This window comes from Azospirillum sp. NS33 (genome assembly GCF_059703765.1).
The window spans coordinates 202,326-219,544 of record NZ_BAAKJB010000004.1 but is presented as its reverse complement, the minus strand read 5'-3'; the positions used below and the strand labels follow the sequence as shown (position 1 = coordinate 219,544).

At 71.6% G+C, this 17,219-nt stretch carries 16 protein-coding genes; 7 read left to right on the top strand and 9 right to left on the bottom strand.

The features are described from left to right. Positions 1 to 47 precede the first annotated feature (47 nt). Entirely contained in the window at positions 48 to 704 is a 657-nt protein-coding gene (gene rpe, locus AC6H2I_RS06315; protein WP_497499735.1) for a ribulose-phosphate 3-epimerase, read from the top strand. 112 nt (positions 705 to 816) lie between these two features. After that, positions 817 to 1,071 carry a GlsB/YeaQ/YmgE family stress response membrane protein gene (locus AC6H2I_RS06310; RefSeq protein WP_497499734.1) on the top strand — a complete coding sequence of 85 codons (255 nt, stop codon included), beginning with the start codon at positions 817 to 819 and terminating at the stop codon, positions 1,069 to 1,071. A 118-nt stretch (positions 1,072 to 1,189) separates the two neighbouring features. Here the strand turns inward: AC6H2I_RS06310 and AC6H2I_RS06305 are convergent, their stop codons facing one another. From AC6H2I_RS06305 to AC6H2I_RS06295, 3 genes are all read right to left on the bottom strand, one after another. After that, on the bottom strand, positions 1,190 to 1,966 hold the full coding sequence (locus AC6H2I_RS06305; protein WP_497499733.1) for a PhyR family response regulator anti-anti-sigma factor: 777 nt from the start codon (positions 1,964 to 1,966) through the stop codon (positions 1,190 to 1,192). 126 nt (positions 1,967 to 2,092) lie between these two features. Next, the gene (locus tag AC6H2I_RS06300; protein WP_497499732.1) at positions 2,093 to 2,653 is read right to left on the bottom strand and encodes a thermonuclease family protein; all 561 of its coding nucleotides are present in this window, start codon (positions 2,651 to 2,653) and stop codon (positions 2,093 to 2,095) included. Further along, positions 2,631 to 3,329 (bottom strand): SOS response-associated peptidase, encoded by a 699-nt coding sequence (locus AC6H2I_RS06295; RefSeq protein WP_497499731.1) that lies wholly within the window; start codon positions 3,327 to 3,329, stop codon positions 2,631 to 2,633. The genes AC6H2I_RS06300 and AC6H2I_RS06295 overlap by 23 nt, the downstream gene beginning before the upstream one ends. 145 nt (positions 3,330 to 3,474) lie before the next feature. On the opposite strand from AC6H2I_RS06295, the gene AC6H2I_RS06290 reads away from it, so the two are divergent. Then, positions 3,475 to 5,793, top strand: coding sequence for a xanthine dehydrogenase family protein molybdopterin-binding subunit (locus AC6H2I_RS06290; RefSeq protein ID WP_497499730.1), 2,319 nt, complete (start codon positions 3,475 to 3,477; stop codon positions 5,791 to 5,793). A gap of 51 nt (positions 5,794 to 5,844) precedes the next feature. On the opposite strand, the gene AC6H2I_RS06285 is transcribed toward AC6H2I_RS06290, so the two are convergent. Continuing rightward, positions 5,845 to 6,327 (bottom strand): peroxiredoxin, encoded by a 483-nt coding sequence (locus tag AC6H2I_RS06285; RefSeq protein WP_497499729.1) that lies wholly within the window; start codon positions 6,325 to 6,327, stop codon positions 5,845 to 5,847. Positions 6,328 to 6,441: 114 nt separating this feature from the next. Then, the gene (locus AC6H2I_RS06280; protein WP_497499728.1) at positions 6,442 to 8,616 is read right to left on the bottom strand and encodes a protein-disulfide reductase DsbD family protein; all 2,175 of its coding nucleotides are present in this window, start codon (positions 8,614 to 8,616) and stop codon (positions 6,442 to 6,444) included. Positions 8,617 to 8,769: 153 nt separating this feature from the next. Between AC6H2I_RS06280 and AC6H2I_RS06275 the strand changes: the two genes are divergently transcribed. Beyond that, positions 8,770 to 9,345, top strand: a complete 576-nt coding sequence (locus tag AC6H2I_RS06275; protein WP_497499727.1) for a YqgE/AlgH family protein — start codon at positions 8,770 to 8,772, stop codon at positions 9,343 to 9,345. A gap of 145 nt (positions 9,346 to 9,490) precedes the next feature. On the opposite strand, the gene AC6H2I_RS06270 is transcribed toward AC6H2I_RS06275, so the two are convergent. The 4 genes from AC6H2I_RS06270 to thrC form a co-directional block, all read right to left on the bottom strand. Then, positions 9,491 to 9,694: a hypothetical protein gene (locus AC6H2I_RS06270; RefSeq protein WP_497499726.1), complete on the bottom strand. Its 204-nt coding sequence runs from the start codon at positions 9,692 to 9,694 to the stop codon at positions 9,491 to 9,493. 141 nt (positions 9,695 to 9,835) lie between these two features. Further along, a complete protein-coding gene (locus tag AC6H2I_RS06265; protein ID WP_497499725.1) occupies positions 9,836 to 10,426 on the bottom strand; it encodes a GNAT family N-acetyltransferase in 591 nt (196 codons plus the stop codon). Positions 10,427 to 10,435: 9 nt separating this feature from the next. Beyond that, on the bottom strand, positions 10,436 to 11,695 hold the full coding sequence (locus tag AC6H2I_RS06260) for a M16 family metallopeptidase (RefSeq protein WP_497499724.1): 1,260 nt from the start codon (positions 11,693 to 11,695) through the stop codon (positions 10,436 to 10,438). After that, positions 11,692 to 13,104: a threonine synthase gene (gene thrC, locus AC6H2I_RS06255; RefSeq protein ID WP_497499723.1), complete on the bottom strand. Its 1,413-nt coding sequence runs from the start codon at positions 13,102 to 13,104 to the stop codon at positions 11,692 to 11,694. The genes AC6H2I_RS06260 and thrC overlap by 4 nt, the downstream gene beginning before the upstream one ends. 508 nt (positions 13,105 to 13,612) lie before the next feature. Between thrC and coxB the strand changes: the two genes are divergently transcribed. From coxB to cyoE, 3 genes are all read left to right on the top strand, one after another. Beyond that, the gene (gene coxB / locus AC6H2I_RS06250; protein ID WP_497499722.1) at positions 13,613 to 14,467 is read left to right on the top strand and encodes a cytochrome c oxidase subunit II; all 855 of its coding nucleotides are present in this window, start codon (positions 13,613 to 13,615) and stop codon (positions 14,465 to 14,467) included. A gap of 124 nt (positions 14,468 to 14,591) precedes the next feature. Continuing rightward, on the top strand, positions 14,592 to 16,229 hold the full coding sequence (ctaD, locus tag AC6H2I_RS06245; protein WP_497499721.1) for a cytochrome c oxidase subunit I: 1,638 nt from the start codon (positions 14,592 to 14,594) through the stop codon (positions 16,227 to 16,229). Positions 16,230 to 16,313: 84 nt separating this feature from the next. Continuing rightward, a complete protein-coding gene (gene cyoE, locus AC6H2I_RS06240; protein WP_497499720.1) occupies positions 16,314 to 17,219 on the top strand; it encodes a heme o synthase in 906 nt (301 codons plus the stop codon).

The window sequence follows — 17,219 nt, the reverse complement described above, 5'->3', positions numbered from 1 at the left end:
GGCGCGAAGATGCTATCTGAGGCGCCGTTCGCCACCAGGAGGTTGCCATGGCCGCGGTCAAGATCGCCCCGTCCATCCTGTCCGCCGATTTCGCCACGCTGGGCGAGGAGGTGCGCGCCATCGACGCGGCCGGCGCGGACTACATCCACATCGACGTGATGGACGGCCATTACGTCCCCAACATCACCATCGGCCCGGCCGTGGTGAAGGCGCTGCGCCCCCATTCCGCCCGGGTCTTCGACGTCCACCTGATGATCGCCCCGGTCGACCCCTACGTGCCCGACTTCGTCAGGGCCGGCGCCGACATCGTCACCGTCCACGCCGAGGCGGGGCCGCACCTGCACCGCACCGTCCAGCTGGTCAAGAGCCTCGGCGTCAAGGCCGGGGTCTCGCTCAACCCGGCGACGCCGCTCGCCGCGCTCGACCATGTGCTGGAGGAGCTGGACCTGGTGCTGATCATGACGGTGAACCCCGGCTTCGGCGGCCAGAGCTTCATCGCCTCGCAGCTGCCCAAGATCCGCGAACTGCGCCGGCGCATCGACGCCCTGGGCCGGCCGATCGACCTCCAGGTGGACGGCGGCATCAACGCCGACACCGCCCGCCTCGCCATCGAGGCCGGCGCCGACGTGCTGGTCGCCGGCACCGCGACCTTCGCCGGCGGGCCGCAGCGCTACGCCGAGAACATCGCCCGCCTGCGCGGGTGAGCCGCCGGGCCGGCCACTATTCCCACCGCGTCGCCGGAACCGGTGAACAAACCGCCGCCCGCGCCGTTGTACCCGCAGACACGGACACGGACTTGCTTCAAGGAGTAGCGGTATGGAAATCGTTTGGACGATCATCATCGGCCTGATCGCCGGCGTCATCGCCAAGCTGCTGATGCCCGGGCGCGATCCCGGCGGCTTCATCGTCACCACGCTGCTCGGCATCGCCGGCGCCTTCCTGGCGACCTGGCTCGGCGCCGCCATCGGCTGGTACAACGCGGGCGAAGGGGCCGGCCTCATCGGCGCCATCGTCGGCGCGTTCATCATCCTCGCCCTCTACCGGATGATCGCCGGCCGCCGGACCGTCTGATCCGGCGCCACGGCTGGCCCGGCAGGACGACAGCACATCGCAACAGGCGGCGCCTCCGGGGGCGCCGCCTGTTCCGTTGCCGGCCCCGTCGGGCCAGCCTCGGGACACCCCGCCCCGGTCAGGCCAGGGCGACCGGGGTCGGCATGAAGACGACGCGGGAGATGGCGTCGCGGATGGCCGCGCCGGTGAACGGCTTGCGCACGATCTGCCCGAGGTGGCGCGCCCCGAACTCCTCCAGATCGCCGTCGAAGGCGGTGACGAAGATGGTGCGCAGGGAGCGCCGCGCGCGCAGGCGCCGCGCGATGGCGATGCCGTTGTCGCCGTCGGCGAGGCGGACATCCAGCAGCGCCAGGGTGGGGTGTGCCGATTCCAGCAGGTCCAGCGCCTCGCGCTCGTTGGAGGCGGTGCCGCACAGCACATGCCCCATGTCCGACACCACCGAGCCGATCTCCATGGCCAGGATGGGGTTGTCCTCGACCACCAGCACCCGCTGCGTCAGGGCGTCGCGCACCGCCTCGCGGGCCCGGGTCAGCGTCTCCGCCGCGTCGCCCGCGGGCATCTGCATCACCGGCGCCAGTTCGGCGATCGACAGCCCTTCCAGCGTCGCCAGCAGGTAGACCCGGCGTTGCTCCTCCGGCAGCAGGGCCAGCGCCCGCTCGATGGGGTGCGGCGACGGCGCCGGGCTCCCGCCCTCCTCGTCGAACACCAGGTGCAGCAGGGCGTAGAGCGCCGCCCGCGAGCCCTCGCCCAGGCCGAAGCGGGTCGGCGCCATCACCGCCACCTCGACCGCCTGGGTCACCAGGTCGTCGCCCCGATCCGTCGCCCCGGCCAGGGCGCGCGCATACCGGCGCAGATAGGGCAGATGCTCGTGGATCTGTCGTGAATAGACTCGCATGTCCTGCCGTCTCGAACCGATGGTCACCACCCGTCCAGGGCGGTTAATCGCTTGTTAACTTATCACGGCGTCCAACCGCCGCGAACCGAAAAAACGGCCGAGTCGCCTCCCCCTGGCGGGCAGGTGTCAGCGCGCATCCTCGCGCACCTTTCGGGAGCGCCACTGCCACGGTTTCTCCACCTGCCCCGACCAAAGGCCAAGGCGTTTGCTTTGGGCGTAGGCTTCGGTCCGTTGGTAGGCCCCGCTCAGGCTGCGGTAGGCGAAGGCCCAACCGCGCGCCACCATCGCCGCGCCAAGGTTGACCCCGCGGATGCGGCATTCGCCCAGAAGCTGCCCGTTGCGGTCGCGCTCGGCCACCACGCAATCCACCTCGTTGCCCTGGACCATGGTGTTCAGCACCGCCGTGGCGATGCGGAAACAGTCGAAGGGGCTGCCGTAGCGGTTCCGGCAGATCTGGCCGGGATCGGGGGCGTCGATGCCCATCAGCCGGACCGGCGTGCCAGCGACGCTCACCAGGTCGCCCTCCAGCGCCACCGCCGCGCCGGCCATCCGCTGGTTCGGGTGGTTGGCGGTGCCGCCGCGGCCCTGGCCGAGCGCCGGGGCGGCACCGCCAATCAACAGGGCCGCCAGCAGGGCCACGGGCAGGGCCGGCAGCGCGGCGCTCCTACACGAGGGATGGCTGGTCATGCAGGGGCTCGGCGCAGGCCGCGTCGTCGTTGCGCACGCTGTTGACGCGCGTCGAGACAGGACGGGCGTCCAGCATGGTGTCGGGGGCCGGCCGCAGCAGGGCCACAACCGCGGGCAACGGCGTGGCGGGGTCGAGCCAGGCCTCCCAGTCGGCGGGGTCGAGGACCACCGGCATGCGATCGTGCAGGCCGGCCAGCGTGGCGTTGGCGGCGGTGGTGACGATGGTCGCCGTCTCCAGGGGCGCCGCCAGCGGCTGCTCCTGCGGGCCGGTCCAGCGGTCCCACAGCGCGGCCAGGGCGAAGGCCCCCCGGTCGGGGCGGCGGATGACGAAGGGCTGCTTGCGCCCGCCCGCGGCCGCGGCCCGCCATTCATAGAAACCGTCGGCCATCACCAGGCAGCGGCGCTGCCGGAAGGCGCTGCGGAAGGCCGGCCTGTCGCCGATCGTTTCCGCCCGCGCGTTGATCATCCGCGCGCCGACCGAGAGGTCCTTCGCCCACCCGGGCACCAGGCCCCAGCGCAGGGACGCGAAGCGGCGCACGCCGGCGTCCAGGCGCACCCCCGCCACCTGCTGGGTCGGGGCGATGTTGTAGCGCGCCGCCAGGTTCGGCCGCTCCTGGAAGCCGAAGAGGCGCTGCAGTTCGGCGACCGGCGTCGCCAGGAGGATCCGTCCGCACATGGGTCAAGAGTGTGGGGCGGCCGGCCGCCATGGCAAGCCGGATGATGGTGAGGAGGGTTTCGCAGGCCGGCGAAGCGACATATCCTGCGGCCCCGCACCCCCCGCCCGGCACCCCCCGCCCGGCAACCGCGACGAGGCCCCCACCATGCAGAAGTTCGGCATCGGCCAGGCCGTTCCCCGCACCGAGGATCCGCGGCTGCTCACCGGACGCGGCCGCTACACCGACGACGTGACGCTGCCCGGGCAGACCTGGGCGGCGTTCGTGCGCTCGCCCCATGCCGACGCGCTGGTGCGCGGCGTGGACACCGCGGATGCGGCGGCCATGCCCGGGGTGCTGGGCGTGTTCACCATCGCCGACCTGGACGGCGACGGCATCGGCCCGATCCCCTGCCAGGCGACGGTGCGCAACCGCGACGGCAGCGCCATGGCGACGCCGCCGCGCCCGGTGCTGGCGCGCGGCCGGGTGCGCCACGTCGGCGACCCCGTCGCGGTGGTGGTGGCCGACAGCCTGGACGCGGCCCGCGACGCCGCCGAGGCGGTGGCCGTCGACTACGACGATCGGCCCGCCGTGACCGGGCTTGCCGAAGCGCTGGAGCCCGGCCGGCCGCAGCTGTGGGAGGAGGCGCCGGGCAACCTCGCCTTCGACTGGGAGATGGGCGACGCGGCGGCGGTGGAGGCCGCCTTCGCCGCGGCCCACCGGGTCGTCACCCTCGACCTCGTCAACAACCGGGTGGTCGCCAGCCCCTTGGAAGGGCGCGCCTGCGTGGGCGCGGTGGAGGAGGAGACGGGCCGCCTCGTCCTCACCGTCTCCAGCCAGGGCGTGCACGGCATGCGCGCCCAGCTCGCCGACAGCATCTTCCACCTGCCCAAGGACCGCATCCGCGTCATCACCCCCGACGTCGGCGGCGGCTTCGGCATGAAGCTGTTCATGTACCCGGAATACGTGGTCTGCCTGTGGGCGGCGCGCCGGCTGAATCGCCCCGTGAAGTGGGCGGCCGAGCGCACCGAGGGATTCCTGAGCGACGACCACGGCCGCGACCACCAGACCCGCACCGCGCTGGCGCTGGACGCCGACGGCCGGTTCCTGGCCCTGCGGGTGGAGACCCTGGCCAACATGGGGGCCTACCTCTCCAACTACGCGCCCTTCGTGCCGACCGACCTGCACGCGCCGATGTTCGCCGGCAGCTACCGCACCCCGGCGCTGCACGTCCGGGTCAAGGGGGTCTACACCAACACCCAGCCGGTCGACGCCTACCGCGGCGCCGGCCGGCCCGAGGCCGCCTACGCCCTGGAACGCTCGGTCGACCACGCGGCGCGCGCCATCGGCCTCGACCCGGCGGAGATCCGCCGGCGCAACTTCATCCCGCCCGACGCCATGCCCTACGCCACCCCGCTGGGCAAGACCTACGACAGCGGCGACTTCGCCCGGAACCTGGACGACGCGCTCCGCCTCGCCGACGTGGACGGGGCCGCCGCCCGCAAGGCGCAGGCGCGGGCCCGCGGCCGGCGCCGCGGCGTCGGCATCGCCACCTACATCGAGGCATGCGCCGGCGGCGGCCCGGAACAGGCCACGGTGGAGATCCTCAAGGACGGGCGGGCGGTCCTGATGATCGGTACCCAGTCCAACGGCCAGGGGCACGAGACCGCCTACAAGCAGATCCTCGCCGACCGCCTCGGCCTGGCACCCGAGGCCATCGAGGTGGTGCAGGGCGACACCGACCGGGTGTCGTGGGGCAGCGGCACCGGCGGCTCGCGCTCGGTGCCGGTGGGCGGCGCCGCGCTGTCGAAGGGCATCGAGATGGTGGTGGCGAAGGCCACGGACACCGCCGCGGAGATGCTGGAGACCGCCGCGGTGGACATCGAGTTCGCGCACGGCGTCTTCACGGTCGCCGGCACCGACCGCTCGGTGTCGCTGACCCAGGTGGCGGAGCGGGCGGCCGGAGCGGGATCGGTCGCGTTTTCGGAGCGGGCACGCTGGTCACCGCCGGCCGACACCTTCCCCAATGGCTGCCACGTCTGCGAGGTCGAGGTGGATCCCGACACCGGCGCCGCGGCGGTGGTGCGCTACACCGTGGTCGACGATTTCGGCACCGTGGTGAACCCCCTGCTGCTGAAGGGCCAGATCCACGGCGGCGTGGTCCAGGGCATCGGCCAGGCGCTGCTGGAGCGGGTCGTGTTCGACCCGGACTCGGGCCAGCTGCTGACCGGATCGCTGATGGACTACGGGCTGCCGCGCGCCGACGACGCCCCGCCGATCACGGTGGCGCTGAACGCCGTGCCCTGCACCACCAACGCCCTGGGCATGAAGGGCGCCGGCGAGGCCGGGGCCATCGGCGCCCCGCCGGCCATCGTCAACGCCCTGGTCGACGCCCTGTCGGAGTACGGCATCGCCCACGTCGACATGCCGGCGACGCCGGAACACCTGTGGCGGCGCATCCGGGACGCCGCGTCCAGGGCGGCCTGAGGCCGGTCGGACCGGCGCCGCGAACGCCCCCGCGCCGCGGCGCCGACCGGGTCACAGAGCGGCCAGCATCGCCTCGGCCGAGGACACCTCGAACTTGCCCGGCGCCTCGACGGCGACGTGGGTCACCTTGCCGTCCTCGGCGATCAGCGCAAAGCGCTGGCCGCGGGTGCCCAGCCCATAGCCCGAGCCGTCCATGGTCAGGCCGAGCGCCTCGGTGAAGGTGGCGTTGCCGTCCGGCAGCATCAGCACCTTGCCGTCGACGTTGCCCTTCTCGGCCCACGCCTTCATGACGAAGGGGTCGTTCACGGCGACGCAGGCGATGGTGTCGACGCCCTTGGCCTTCAGCGCCTCGGCCTGCTGCACGAAGCCCGGCAGGTGCTTGGCCGAGCAGGTCGGCGTGAACGCGCCGGGGACGGAGAAGAGCACGACCGTCTTGCCCTTGAAGACGGTGTCGGTGGAGATCTCCTGCATGCCGTTGTCGGTCAGGTGCTTCAAGGTGACCGAGGGGATGGTGTCGCCGACCTGAATGGACATGGTGTCTCGCTCCCTGCGTTGGTGCCCGCCGGGGTGGCGGCACGGTTCAGGTTCTAGAGGGCGCCCCCTGGGGGCGGCAAGGCCTCTCGCCGCCCTCCCGCCTGGCGGAACGGCCTATGGCGTCCGGCGGGCGCGGTCGAGGGCATCGATCACCGCGCCCTCGCTCAGCAGTTCCGGCAGGATGATGCCGTCCGGCGCGCCCGGCCCGTAGACGATGTTGAAGGGGATGCCGTAGCGCCCGTAGCGGGCGAGGTAGGCCGAGATCCCGTCGTCCGGCCGGGTCCAGTCCGCCCGCATGGCCACGATCCCGCCCGGCCCCGCCGCGGCGGCCGCGGCACCACCGCGCAGACGCTCGGCCACGGCGCCGCGGTCGACGACCAGCTTCTTGTTGGCCTGGCAGGTGATGCACCAGTCCGCGGTGACGTCCACGAAGACGGTGCGCCCGTCGCCCACCAGCCCGGGGATCGCCGCCGCGTCGAAGGGCGCCCAGTCCGCCACCCCGGCCACCGGTGCGGCATCGGCCTCCTGGCCGTACTGCGCCGGCACGGCGAAGGCGGCCACCGCCACCGCGGCGGCCAGCGCCGCGCCGGCCCACCGCATCCGGCCATGGAGGCGGCGGCCGAGCCAGAGCGCCAGCCACAGCGCCACCATCAGCGTGGCCACCAGCCCGGCCACCGTGTCGCCCACCTGCACCGCCAGGACGCCGAGCAGCCAGACGCCGGTCAGCGCCAGCGCCACACCCATGACCCGGCGCAGCACGAGCATCCAGCGCCCGGGCCGCGGCAGGAGACGCGCCACCGCCGGGACGGCCGCGACCGCCAGGTAGGGCAGCGCCAGGCCGACGCCCAGGGCCGCGAACACGGCGACGATCTCCAGCGGCCCGTTGGCCAGGGCGAACCCCACCGCGGTGCCGAGGAACGGCGCCGAACACGGCGTCGCCAGCAGCGTGGCGAAGGCGCCGGTGACGAAGGGGCCGGCCAGGCCCTGCCCCTCCTCCGGTCCGGCCAGGGCGTCGGCGACCAGGCGCGGCAGCGGGATCTCGAACAGGCCCCAGAGGTTGGCGGCGAACAGCGCGACCAGCACCACCATGAAGACCAGGAACAGCGGCTGCTGGAACTGGATGCCCCACCCGACCGTCGCACCGGCCGCCTTCAGGGCCACCATGGCGGCGGCGAGGGCCAGGAACGAGGCGACGATTCCCGCCGCGGTCGCCAGGAATCCGGCGCGGACCGTCGATGGCGCCCGCCCTGCCCCGCCGTGCTCCACCACCGACACCAGCTTCAGCGACAGCACCGGCAGCACGCAGGGCATCAGGTTGAGCACCAGCCCGCCCAGCAGGGCCACCGCCAGCATGGGCAGCAGGGACGGCATCGGCGCCGTCCGCGCGGGCCCGCCGTCGGCGCCGACCGGCAGCCCGGCGCCGACGGTGACCGCGGCCTCCATCGCCCGGGCGCCGTCGACCACCGTCACGGTGGCGGCGCGCCCGGCGAGGTCCAGGCCCGGCGGCGCGTCCGGCACCTCCAGGCGCAGCGTCGCCAGCCGGTCCCCGTCGGAATAGGTGACCACCGGGGCGGCGAAGGCGACCGGCGGGTCCATCTCGACGAAGGCATCCGGCGCCACCAGGGTCTCGCGGCCGGCCACCTGGAGCACCAGCACCGCCCCCTCGGCCCCGGCCGCCCGGATCTCCAGCCCGGCGGCCCGGCCGTCGCCCGGCACGCTGGCCTCGGCCCGCGCCACCGCGTTGGCCTCGGGCCCGGGGGTCGCCGGGCCGGCGGGCAGCGTCAGCGCGACGTCGACCCGCTGGGGAATGCACAGGTCGGCGCACACCAGCAGGTCGACGGCGGCCCTGAGGTCGAGCGGGGCGCCGGCCCGTTCGGGCCGCGCGCCGATGGGGAAGACCACCGCGCCGTCGTAGCCGACCGTCTCGATGCCCAAGGTGGTGAAGCGGTGCGGCGCCGGGAAGCCCACGGCGGCGGCGGCCAGGTTGGTCGAGCCGTCCCAGGACAGCCGCGGCGGCAGCCCGGCGTCGCCGGGGCTGCGCCAATAGGTCTTCCAGCCCGGCTCGAGCCGGACCTCGAGCGCCAACGGGATGCGCTCGCGGTCGCCCGTCGCCTCCACCGCGGCGATCAGCCGCGCCTCGACGGGGCCGGCGGCGCTCCACGCTCCGGCCGCGGCCAGCGCCGGGCCAGGCGCGGCCGCACCCCCGACCGCGACCGCACACGCGAGGGCCGCCGGCAACGCCGCTGCCGCCGGCCGGAGAAACCGCAGGAGGTGGGCAAACCTTTTCATCGCGGGCACAGTTCTCTATCTGGTAACGATGCGGTGATGTCCGCCGTTTAGGATCGGTGGCACGTTCCGGTCCTTGCCGTCTGGTCCAGCGATGGCGGACGAAGGCCCCGGAGCCCCGGGGCGACGCCGCCCAGGAGAGAAGGATAACCGCCCATGCCGTACTCGACCAAGCCTCCCGAGTACCTGACCGGCCAGCTCCTCATCGCGATGCCGACGATGACCGATCCCCGCTTCCAGCGCACCGTCATCTACATCTGCGCCCACAACGCCGACGGCGCCATGGGCCTCGTCGTCAACAAGCTGTTCGGCTCGATCACCTTCAACGACCTGCTCGACCAGTTGGCGATCGAGCACGCCGCCGCCACCGCCACCATGCCCGTGCATTATGGCGGCCCTGTGGAGTCCGGGCGCGGATTCGTCCTGCATTCCACCGATTACGTGCGCGAGGGGACGCTGCTGGTCGACGACGAGGTGGCGCTGACCGCCACCATCGACATCCTGCGCGCGATCTCCGAGGACCGCGGTCCGAAGCAGAGCCTGCTGCTGCTGGGCTACGCCGGCTGGGGCGCCGGCCAGCTCGATTCGGAGATCCAGGCCAACGGCTGGCTCAACGTGCCGTGCGACGAGGACCTGCTGTTCGACCTCGACCTCGACACCAAATGGGAACGCTCGATCGCCAAGCTCGGCGTCAACGTGTCGATGCTCTCCGGCGAAGCCGGCCACGCCTGACGGCACGGGCTCCGGCCGCGGCCGGCGCCGTCGTCGCGCCCGCCGCCCATCCACGCCGTCCATCTTACGACGCCGCCTTCACGACGCTGCCTTCACGACGAACACCGCCCGGGCCAACCAGGCCGGTCACCCCGGAGGGGGAGGATCAGGCGCCGCCCATAGCGACCTGGAGGGCGACGCCCCGGGCCTGCATGAATTCCGCCTGCCGGTCGACCAGGGTCGGGCCGTCGTACACCGCCCAACCGCTTTGGAAACCGGCCGGTTCGTAGCGCAGATCGAGTCGTCGGCTGCCGCCGTGCAGCGCGAAATGGTGGGACGACTCGCGCGTCCAGGTGAACTTTTCTGCCATAACAGCCTCTGATATGGAGCGTTTGTTGCCTGGAATGGTAGTCGCCAAGGGTTAAGCCTTGTTTAAGGGACGGCCCAGGGCCGCCGCGCAGGAGGGGCGGTCCCAACCCTTTCGATGGCGCCCCACCCCTCGGCGGGTCGGTCAGCCACGCCACTCCTCGTGAAGGATTGCGTAGAGAACGTGGTCGCGCCACGTGCCGTCGATGCGGAGATAGCCCCGGGCGTAGCCCTCGTGGGTGAATCCCACTTTTTCCAGCAGGCCCCGGCTCGGTGCGTTGTTCGGCAGGCACGCCGCCTCGACGCGGTGCAGGCCCAACTGGCCGAACGCGAAATCCAGCACCAGACGCGTCCCGGCCGAGGTGTAGCCGGCGCGGGCGAAGGGCTGCCCCACCCAGTAGCCCAGGGTGGCCATCTGGGCGACGCCGCGGCGCACGTTGGAGAGGCCGATGCCGCCCACCAGGCGGCCGCCGTCACGCTCGAACACCAGGAAGCTGTACCCCTCGTCGTCGCGCCACTCCTGGGCCTGGCGCCGGAGGCGGCGGGCGAAGGCGGTGCGCGTCAGCGCGTCGGCCGGCCAGGTCGGCTCCCACGCCGACAGGAACCCGCGCGAGGCGGCGCGCAGATCCGCCCAGTCCCGCCAGTCCCGCGGCAGCGGCGGCCGGATGAAGCACCGCGGCCCGTCGAGGCGGACCGCCGGCGGACCGATGAGCCCGCTTCCCAGCAGGCGCATCATCGACGAGCCTCAGCCGAGGCGGGCGGCGATGCGGTCATAGCTTTCCAGCCGCGCCAGCGGGCCCAGGGCCGTCACCGTGGGCCGGCAGCGCCGCAGGTGGTGAGCCGACCGGCAGACCGCCTCCCGGTCCACGGCGTCGATGCGGGCGACCACCTCCTCCACCGGAACCGGGCGGCCATAGACCAGGAGCTGCTGGCCGAGCTGCTCGCAACGCGACATGCTGCTCTCCAGGGCCATCAGGGTGCCGGCCTTGATCTGCGCGCGGGCACGGGCGACCTCGTCCTCGGTGACCTCGTCGCCGACCTTGCGGATCTCCTCGCAGACCACCGGGATCAGCTCGCCGATCTCCTCGTCGCCGGTGCCGGCATAGACCCCGAAGATGCCCCCGTCCCGGTAGCCGCTGGTGAAGCTGTACACCGAATAGACGAGGCCACGCTTCTCCCGCACCTCCTGGAACAGGCGGGACGACATCCCGCCGCCCAGCAGCGTCGACAGCACCGAATGCGCGTAGTAGTCGGGATCGTGCACACCCACGCCGTCGAACCCAAGCATGATGTGGAGCTGCTCCAGGTCGCGCTCCTCGCGGTAGTCGCCGCCGACGTAGCGCGCCGCCTCCACCGTGGCGGCGCCGGATGACGGCAGCCGGGCGAAGGCCTTCTCGGCGAGAGTGACGAAGCGGTCGTGGTCCACCCGGCCGGCCGCGGCGAGCACGATCGACGGACCGGAATAGTGGCGCCCGACGTAGTCCACCAGGGCCGCCCGCGGCAGCGCGCCGACGATCTCGGCGGAGCCGAGCACCGGACGGCCCAGGGCCTGGTCGGGAAAGGCGGTGGCCTGGAAATGATCGAAGATGATGTCGTCGGGGGTGTCGGCGGCCTGGCCGATCTCCTGCAGCACCACGGTGCGCTCGCGCACCAGCTCCTCTTCGTCGAGGACGGAGTGCTGCAGCATGTCGGCGATGATGTCGAGGGCGAGCGCCGTGTCCTGGTGCAGCACCTTGGCGTAGTACGCGGTGTGCTCGCGCGTGGTGTAGGCGTTGAGCTGGCCGCCGACGTTCTCGATCTCCTCGGAGATGCGGAAGGCGGAGCGCCGCGCGGTGCCCTTGAACAGCATGTGCTCGACCAGGTGCGCGACGCCGTTGACGGCCGCGGCCTCGTTCCGCGTGCCCACGCCGACCCAGCAGCCGAGCGACACGGACTGGACGCCGGGCATGGAGTCGGTGGCGACGCGGAGGCCGTTCGACAGGGTGGTGATGCGGACGCTGCTCATGCGGACTCCGTGGCGGCGCGGGCGTGGCGGGTGACGAAGCCCTGGATGGCCGCCAGGTCGTTGGGCAGCACGTCCAGGCGCTCCTCGCGATCGTAGAGGTCGGCCAGGCGCGGCGGCAGGGCCGGACGCCGGCCGGTGGCCGCCTCCACCGCGTCGGGGAACTTGGCGGGGTGGGCGGTGGCCAGCACGACGGTGGGCGTGGCGCCGTCGCCGGCGGCGGCCCGTGCGGCGGCGATGCCGACGGCGGTGTGGGGGTCGACGGCGTAGCCGCCGGTGGTGCGCCACACCCCGGCGATGGTCGCCATGGTGGCGTCCTCGTCGACGCGGTGGGCGTCGAAGATGGCCAGCGCATCGCGGAGCTGGGCGTCGGTGACGGCGAACCGGCCCTCCGCCCGGAAGCGGCGCATCGACCGCTCGACGGCGGCGCCGTCACGGCCGTGCAGGTCGAAGAGGAGGCGTTCGAAGTTGCTCGAGATCTGGATGTCCATGCTCGGACTCAAGGTGGGGGTGACCGGCACCGTCTCCATGGACCCGCTGGCGAAGAAGCGGGCGAGAATGTCGTTGGAGTTGGAGGCCACCACCAGCCGCTCCACCGGCAGCCCCATGGCGCGCGCGCCGTACGCGGCGTACACGTTGCCGAAATTGCCGGTGGGGACGACGAAGGACACCGGCCGGTCGGGCACCCCCAGCGCCACCGCCGCGGCGACGTAGTAGACGATCTGGGCCATGATGCGGGCCCAGTTGATGGAGTTCACCGCCGACAGGCCCAGGCGGTCGCGGAAGGCGGCGTCGTTGAACATCGCCTTCACCAGGTCCTGGCAGTCGTCGAAGGTGCCGTCCACGGCGATGTTGTGCACGTTGGGCGACCGCACGCTGGTCATCTGCCGGCGCTGCACCTCCGAGGTGCGGCCACGCGGGTGGAGGATGAAGATGTCGACGTTGGCGCGGTCGCGGCACGCCTCGATCGCCGCCGACCCGGTGTCGCCGGAGGTGGCGCCGACCACCGTCACCCGCTCGCCGCGCCGGGCCAGCACATGGTCGAACAGCCGGCCCAGAAGCTGCAACGCCACGTCCTTGAAGGCCAGCGTCGGACCGTGGAACAGCTCCAGCACCCAGGTGCGCTGGTCGAGCTGCACCAGCGGCGTCACCGCCCCATGGTCGAAGGCGGCGTAGGCATCGCGCACCAGGGCGCGGAAGGCGTCCTCGGCGATCGCCCCACCCAGGAACGGCAGCATCACCCGCGCCGCGATCTCGGCGTAGGGCTGGCCGCGCATGGCCCGGAGGTCGGCGGCCGACAGCTGCGGCCAGGCCTCCGGCACGTAGAGCCCGCCGTCTCGGGCCAGCCCGGTCAGAAGGACGTCCTCGAAGCCCAGGGCCGGGGCCACGCCCCGCGTGCTGACGTACCGCACCGAACAGTCTCCCACCGAATTGAGCGGGGAAGTTAGCGACTGCGGATCGCTCTTAGCAAGCGGGACGGCGCCGAGTCCGCAACCACCGCCCGGCGGGCGGCCATGCAGGGCCCGCACGGGCCTCCGCGACGCCGCCCGGCGGCCTCGCCAAAAAGTGCCGGGTGGCACCATCCCGCTTGCTCTGCGGCAACCTGTCGCACTACAAACCCCACTCCGACGGTCAACAATCGGTCCGGCGCCAACCGGCGGTTTGCAGGGCTTTTCGCTGTGCGGCAAGGCCCGGCCTCCGCCCATCGGAAAGCCTTGTAAGCCGTGGCGCGAAAGGGCTAAATTTGAACATGCGGGAATTTGCCGCACGATTGTGGGTATTTTTTCGCGACGCTAAGACGACCCGCCGGACACGCCCGGCCACGCCCCGCCACCGGGGCCAATAATGGGCGGACGGAAGGGTTCACGGGACGGGATGTCCGTGGGCCGCGCGGTGCCACGGCAACGAGAAGGGTTGGGGATGAAGAGGCACACCATCCGCGCCGCCGGCGTGGCGGCGCTCACTGGCGCGTTCGGTTTGTGGGGCGGATTGTCGGGCGCACTGGCCGATCAGCCCCGGCCCTGGCAGATGGGGCTGCAGGACAACGCGACCCCGGTCATGGACCAGCTCACCAGCTTCCACAACCTGCTGCTGGTGATCATCACGGTCATTTCGATCTTCGTCCTGGCGCTGCTGGGCTATGCCATGGTGCGCTTCAGCGCCAAGCGCAACCCCACGGCGACCAAGACCTCCCACAACACGCTGCTCGAGGTGGCCTGGACGGTCGTCCCCGTGATCATCCTGGTGGTGGTCGCGGTGCCGTCGTTCCGCGTCCTCTACTTCCTCGAGCAGGTGCCCGAGGCGGAGATGACGATCAAGGTCACGGGCCGGCAGTGGTACTGGGACTACGAGTACCCGGACCATGGCAACATCGCCTTCTCCAGCTACATGGTGCAGGAGGAGGACCTGAAGCCGGGCCAGCCCCGTCTGCTGGAAACCGACAACCGCGTGGTCCTGCCGGTGGACACCACCGTGCGGGTGCAGGTGACCGCCGGCGACGTGATCCACTCCTGGGCCATGCCGGCCTTCGGCGTGAAGAAGGACGCCGTGCCCGGCCGCCTGAACGAGACGTGGGTGCGGATCGAGAAGGAAGGCGTCTACTACGGCCAGTGCTCCGAGATCTGCGGCGTCAACCACGGTTTCATGCCGATCACCGTGGAGGCCGTCTCCAAGGAGAAGTTCGCCCAGTGGGTCGAGCAGGCCAAGGTCGCCTTCGGCACGCCGGACGCGACGCCGGTCGACCGCGAGGTCGCCCAGGCGCAGACCGCGCGCTGACGCCGCGCGCCGCCGGCGCATCGCCGCACGGCGCACCACACGGCCGCCCCGGGGCGGAACGGGACAAAGAACGGCCTCGGGCCGGGATGACAGGACGGCCGCAGGCCGACGAGAGGGACGAGAGATGGGCAACGGAACCACGGGGAGCACTCCTCCCCACACGGGAGCGGATGCCGGCGCGCACGGCGATGCACACCACGACGACCACACGCCGGGCTTCGTGGCGCGCTGGTTCTTCTCCACCAACCACAAGGACATCGGCACGCTCTACCTGATCTTCTCGGTGATCGCCGGGCTGATCGGTGGCCTGTTCTCGGTGATCATGCGCGCCGAGCTGCAGGAGCCGGGCATGCAGTTCGTCGCCGACGGCCAGCTGTGGAACGTGCTGATCACCGCCCACGGCCTGATCATGGTGTTCTTCGTGGTCATGCCCGCGCTGATCGGCGGCTTCGGCAACTGGTTCGTGCCGCTGATGATCGGCGCGCCCGACATGGCCTTCCCGCGGATGAACAACATCAGCTTCTGGCTGATCGTTCCCGCGTTCATGCTGCTGCTCGGCTCGGCCTTCGTGGGCACCGGTGCCGGCACCGGCTGGACCATCTACCCGCCGCTGTCCAGCGTCACGGGGCATGGCGGGCCGTCGGTCGACATGGCGATCTTCGCCCTGCACCTGGCCGGCGCCTCGTCGATCCTGGGTGCGGTGAACTTCATCACCACCATCTTCAACATGCGCGCCCCGGGCATGACGCTGCACAAGATGCCGCTGTTCGTCTGGGCCATGCTGGTGACCGCGTTCCTGCTGCTGCTGGCCGTGCCGGTGCTGGGCGGCGCCATCACCATGCTGCTGACCGACCGCAACTTCGGCACCAGCTTCTTCAATCCCGAGGGCGGCGGCGACCCGATCCTGTTCCAGCACCTGTTCTGGTTCTTCGGCCACCCCGAAGTCTACATCATGATCCTGCCGGCCTTCGGCATCATCAGCCACATCATCTCGACCTTCTCCAAGAAGCCGGTGTTCGGCTACCTCGGCATGGCCTACGCCATGGTCGCCATCGGCGTCGTCGGCTTCGTGGTGTGGGCCCACCACATGTACACGGTCGGCCTCGACGTCGACACCAAGGCCTATTTCACGGCGGCGACGATGATCATCGCGGTGCCCACGGGCATCAAGATCTTCTCGTGGATCGCCACCATGTGGGGCGGCTCGATCGAGTTCAAGACGCCGATGCTGTGGGCGGTCGGCTTCATCGCCCTGTTCACCCTCGGCGGCGTCACCGGCGTGGTGCTGGCCAACGGCGGCATGGACGTGGCCCTGCACGACACCTACTACGTCGTCGCCCACTTCCACTACGTGCTGTCGCTGGGCGCGGTGTTCTCGATCTTCGCCGGCTGGTACTACTGGATCGGCAAGATGTCGGGCCGCCAGTACCCCGAGTTCTGGGGCAAGGTGCATTTCTGGACGACCTTCATCGGCGTCAACCTGATCTTCTTCCCCCAGCACTTCCTGGGTCTGGCCGGGATGCCGCGGCGCATCCCCGACTACCCCGACGCCTACGCCGGCTGGAACATGGTCTCGTCGATCGGCGCCTACCTGGCCTTCGCCTCGACCCTGCTGTTCGTGTGGATCGCCATCCGCACGCTGACCTCCGGCAAGCGGGTGTCGGCCGCCTACTGGGAGAGCCCGACCGCCACCACCTTGGAGTGGACGGTCAGTTCGCCGCCGCCGTTCCACGCCTTCGAGACCCTGCCCCAGGTGAAGTAAGGCGAACTCCAGAGATGGCAGACCGCCCCTGCGCGCCCTAGATGGCGTTCGGGGGCGGGCCCCGGAAGACCGGAGGGAAGGGACATGACGGATATCACCGTCCAACAACAACGGGCGTCGGCGGCAACCGCCGGCGATTTCGTCGAACTGCTGAAGCCGCGGGTGATGTCGCTGGTGGTGTTCACCGGCTTCGCCGGGCTGGTGGTGGCGCCCGGCCACATCCACCCGCTGCTGGCGGCGGTGGCGGTGCTGTGCATCGCCGTCGGCGCCGGGGCGGCGGGCGCCATCAACATGTGGTACGACCGCGACATCGACGCGGTGATGAGCCGGACCGTGCGCCGCCCGATCCCGTCGGGCCGGGTCGACGCCGACGACGCCCTGGCCTTCGGCGTGGTGCTGGCGGCCGCCGCGGTGCTGGTGATGGGCGTCGCCGTCAACTGGGTGGCCGCGGCCATCCTGGCGCTGGCCACCCTGTTCTACGTGTTCGTCTACACCGTGTGGCTGAAGCGCCGCACGCCGCAGAACATCGTGATCGGCGGCGCCGCCGGTGCCTTCCCGCCGATGATCGGCTGGGCGGCGGTGACCGGGACCGTGGACCTGCCGGGCATCCTCCTGTTCCTGCTGATCTTCCTGTGGACGCCGCCGCACTTCTGGGCGCTTGCCCTGTTCCGCAGCAGCGACTACGCCCGCGCCGGCGTGCCGATGCTGCCGGTGGTGCAGGGGCCGGAGGCGACCAAGCGGCAGATGCTGCTGTACACGCTGCTGCTGCTGCCGGTGGCGGTGGCGCCGTGGTTCGTCGGCATCGCCGGCCTCGCCTATCTGGTGGGGGCGTGCGCGCTGGGCGGGCTCTTCGTGCTGTGCGCGGTGCGCGTGCTGCGGTCGCGCGACGACCGGCCGGCCAAGCAGATGTTCGCCTTCTCGATCTTCTACCTGTTCATGCTGTTCGCCCTGTTGGTGGGGGAGCAGGCGGTGGCGGGCGTGCTGCCATGA

Excerpts from the sequence above, each read along its gene's own strand:
- rpe (WP_497499735.1), top strand. The coding sequence starts at position 48 with ATGGCCGCGGTCAAGATCGCCCCGTCCATCCTGTCCGCCGATTTCGCC.
- AC6H2I_RS06310 (WP_497499734.1), top strand. The coding sequence starts at position 817 with ATGGAAATCGTTTGGACGATCATCATCGGCCTGATCGCCGGCGTCATC.
- AC6H2I_RS06305 (WP_497499733.1), bottom strand. The coding sequence starts at position 1,966 with ATGCGAGTCTATTCACGACAGATCCACGAGCATCTGCCCTATCTGCGC.
- AC6H2I_RS06300 (WP_497499732.1), bottom strand. The coding sequence starts at position 2,653 with ATGACCAGCCATCCCTCGTGTAGGAGCGCCGCGCTGCCGGCCCTGCCC.
- AC6H2I_RS06295 (WP_497499731.1), bottom strand. The coding sequence starts at position 3,329 with ATGTGCGGACGGATCCTCCTGGCGACGCCGGTCGCCGAACTGCAGCGC.
- AC6H2I_RS06290 (WP_497499730.1), top strand. The coding sequence starts at position 3,475 with ATGCAGAAGTTCGGCATCGGCCAGGCCGTTCCCCGCACCGAGGATCCG.
- AC6H2I_RS06285 (WP_497499729.1), bottom strand. The coding sequence starts at position 6,327 with ATGTCCATTCAGGTCGGCGACACCATCCCCTCGGTCACCTTGAAGCAC.
- AC6H2I_RS06280 (WP_497499728.1), bottom strand. The coding sequence starts at position 8,616 with ATGAAAAGGTTTGCCCACCTCCTGCGGTTTCTCCGGCCGGCGGCAGCG.
- AC6H2I_RS06275 (WP_497499727.1), top strand. The coding sequence starts at position 8,770 with ATGCCGTACTCGACCAAGCCTCCCGAGTACCTGACCGGCCAGCTCCTC.
- AC6H2I_RS06270 (WP_497499726.1), bottom strand. The coding sequence starts at position 9,694 with ATGGCAGAAAAGTTCACCTGGACGCGCGAGTCGTCCCACCATTTCGCG.
- AC6H2I_RS06265 (WP_497499725.1), bottom strand. The coding sequence starts at position 10,426 with ATGATGCGCCTGCTGGGAAGCGGGCTCATCGGTCCGCCGGCGGTCCGC.
- AC6H2I_RS06260 (WP_497499724.1), bottom strand. The coding sequence starts at position 11,695 with ATGAGCAGCGTCCGCATCACCACCCTGTCGAACGGCCTCCGCGTCGCC.
- coxB (WP_497499722.1), top strand. The coding sequence starts at position 13,613 with ATGAAGAGGCACACCATCCGCGCCGCCGGCGTGGCGGCGCTCACTGGC.
- ctaD (WP_497499721.1), top strand. The coding sequence starts at position 14,592 with ATGGGCAACGGAACCACGGGGAGCACTCCTCCCCACACGGGAGCGGAT.
- cyoE (WP_497499720.1), top strand. The coding sequence starts at position 16,314 with ATGACGGATATCACCGTCCAACAACAACGGGCGTCGGCGGCAACCGCC.